The 2,792-nt window shown below is 53.4% G+C and carries 2 protein-coding genes; both read left to right on the plus strand.

The genetic code is table 11. The annotated features are described in order from the left end of the window. Nucleotides 1-663: saccharopine dehydrogenase family protein (locus ACEW8P_RS13025; RefSeq protein ID WP_373513511.1), on the plus strand; the 663-nt coding region annotated here is incomplete at its 5' end. Between the two features lie 240 nt (nucleotides 664-903). Further along, nucleotides 904-2,792 (plus strand): amidohydrolase family protein (locus ACEW8P_RS13030; protein WP_373513512.1); only part of this gene is annotated, 1,889 nt, incomplete at its 3' end.

Consider the following 2,792-nt stretch of genomic DNA (forward strand, 5'->3'; position numbering starts at 1 on the left):
GAAATCAACATCCGCGAAATCACCCAGCCGGGCCGCTATTGGGAAAATGGCGAGTGGATCGAAATCGAGGCCATGAGCATTCACAAGCCCATCGACTACCCTGGTATTGGGCCGAAGGAGAGCTACGTGCTGTACCACGAGGAACTGGAATCGCTGGTGAAGCACTTCCCTACCTTGAAACGCGCCCGTTTCTGGATGACTTTTGGCCAGGCCTACATTACGCACCTCAATGTATTGGAAAACGTGGGCATGACCAGCATCGCGCCCATCAATTTCAAGGGTATCGACATCGTGCCGCTGGAATTCCTGAAAGCCGTACTACCCGCGCCGGAGAGTCTGGGCGAGAATTATTCGGGCCAAACTTCCATCGGTTGCCAAATCAAAGGCATTCTGAACGGCGAGGAGAAGACTTATTACGTCTGGAACAATTGCGATCACGCCGAAACCTACCGCGAAGTGCGCGGGCAGGCGGTCAGCTACACCACGGGCGTTCCGGCCATGATTGGAGCCATGCTGATGCTGACGAACGAAGAGTGGATGCAACCGGGCGTTTGGAATGTGGAGCAATTGAATCCTGATCCTTTTATGGCAAAGCTAAATCAGCACGGTTTGCCCTGGCACGAGCGGGTGAATGAAGCTTTGCCGCATGAGTACCCTTCCTGAGTGATGAGTGATGAGTGATGAGTGATGAGTGATGAAATTTATGTTTTGTAAGGCTCTGCATGATGCGGAGCCTTTTTTATTTTCTTTAAGTACATGATTACAAAACCATTATCCAGCATCCAAAGCCCAAAATCCAGTATCCAATTTCAGCTTCTTTGGCAAAAGCCCCAATTTTGTTCGTATTTTCGTGCTAATTATTGACCCGCTAATTATTTTCTATAACAAAATCTGTACTACTACATGAGAAAATTGGTTTGGACGTGGCTGTCCGTGCTGGCTGTTTCGACGGCGAGCGTGGCCCAGCAAACGTTCCCCCGCAACGGCGCGTACGACGAACGCCCCGGACGCTACGCTTTCACCAACGCTACCATCGTCGCCGACCCGCAAACGACCATTACCAAAGGCACGCTGCTAATTGAGAATGGCAAGATCGTTGACGTCGGCACGAACATCAAAATCCCCAAAGGCACGGTCGTGACCGACCTGACGGGTAAATACATTTACCCGTCCCTCATCGACCTCGACTCGGACTACGGAATGCCCGAAGTGAAACGCGGCACGGGCGGACGACGTGGCGGTCAGCAGTTAGAATCCAACAAAAAAGGAGCGTATGGCTGGAATCAGGCCATTCAACCGGAAGTACGGGCGGCAGAATTATTTGTAGTCGATGCCAAAAAGGCGACTGATTTTCGAAAATACGGCTGGGGTACTTTGTTGGTCAATTCACACGACGGTATCGTGCGCGGCACGGGCGCGCTGGTGACGCTCGATGATGAGTCGGAAAATAAAGCACTGCTGCGCGATCAGGCTTCGGCGCACTTTTCACTGGACAAAGGTAGTTCGTCGCAGAGCTATCCCGGTTCGATCATGGGCAGCGTGGCGCTACTGCGGCAGACCTACTACGATGCCGACTGGTTTGCCAAAGGAGGCAATAAAGAAGAGTCCAATCTTTCATTGAGCGCTTTCAACCAAATAAAAAATTTACCCGCCTTCTTCGATAACTCCGACAAGCTGGGTATTCTCCGCGTCGATAACGTCGGCGACGAGTTTGGTATTCAGTACATCATCAAGAGTGGCGGCGGCGAGTACCAGCGCATCGACGAGGTGAAGGCCACCAAAGCTGCCTTGCTCGTGCCGCTTACTTTTCCGGCGGCGCCCGATGTGGAAGACCCCTGGGACGCCGACATCGTATCGCTGGATGAACTAAAGGCCTGGGAAATGGCCCCGTCCAACCCGGCCGCACTTGTGAAGGCAAACATTCCCTTCGCTTTTACTGCGGACGGGCTAAAAAATAAGGGCGACTTTTGGACCAATATCCGCAAAGCCATCGAGTTTGGTCTATCCAAGGAGAAAGCGTTGGAAGCCATCACGCTGGCTCCGGCGCGTCTGGTCAAGGCCGACGACATGCTGGGTAGTTTGCAAAAGGGAAAACTTGCCAACTTCCTGATTACTTCTGAGGAATTGTTCAACGAAGACAATCTGATCCACGAAAACTGGATTCAGGGCAGGAAATTCATTATTAACGACCTGAACGCCGCTGACCTGCGCGGCGACTACAAGCTGACCGTCGGGGGCAACGAGGCCCTGCGGATGCGGGTGTCGGGCAAAGCCAACAAACCCGACTATCAAATTTCGCAGGATACGCTGAAACTCGGCCCGAAAGTGACCGTCAATGGCGAGCAGGTCACGGTGACCTACCAGCCCGATAAGAAAAAGCCCGGCACCGTGCGGTTGACAGGTTATATCAATGGTAGGGACATTCAAGGCCAGGGTACTTTGCCCGACGGCGCGCCCATCGAGTGGTCGGCGACGCTGGACACGACCAAAACTACCTCCTCTCCCGACACCGTGAAGACAGGCAAGCCCACGCCCAAGCAGCCGACTTTTGAGGATATGGGCAGGTTGCTTTATCCTTTCGTCGGTTTCGGCAACGAGGAAATACCCAGGTCTGAAACGATTTTGATCAAAAACGCCACCGTCTGGACCAACGAGGCCGATGGCGTGGTGACGGGTACCGATTTACTGGTTCAGAAAGGCAAAATCGCCAAGATCGGTAAGAACCTTTCCGCCTCCGGCGCGCGCGAAATCGACGGCACGGGCAAGCACCTGACGAGCGGCATCATCGACGA

Origin of the sequence: Persicitalea sp. (assembly GCF_041751555.1) — a bacterium.
In the GTDB taxonomy this organism is placed as follows: Bacteria; Bacteroidota; Bacteroidia; order Cytophagales; family Spirosomataceae; genus Persicitalea.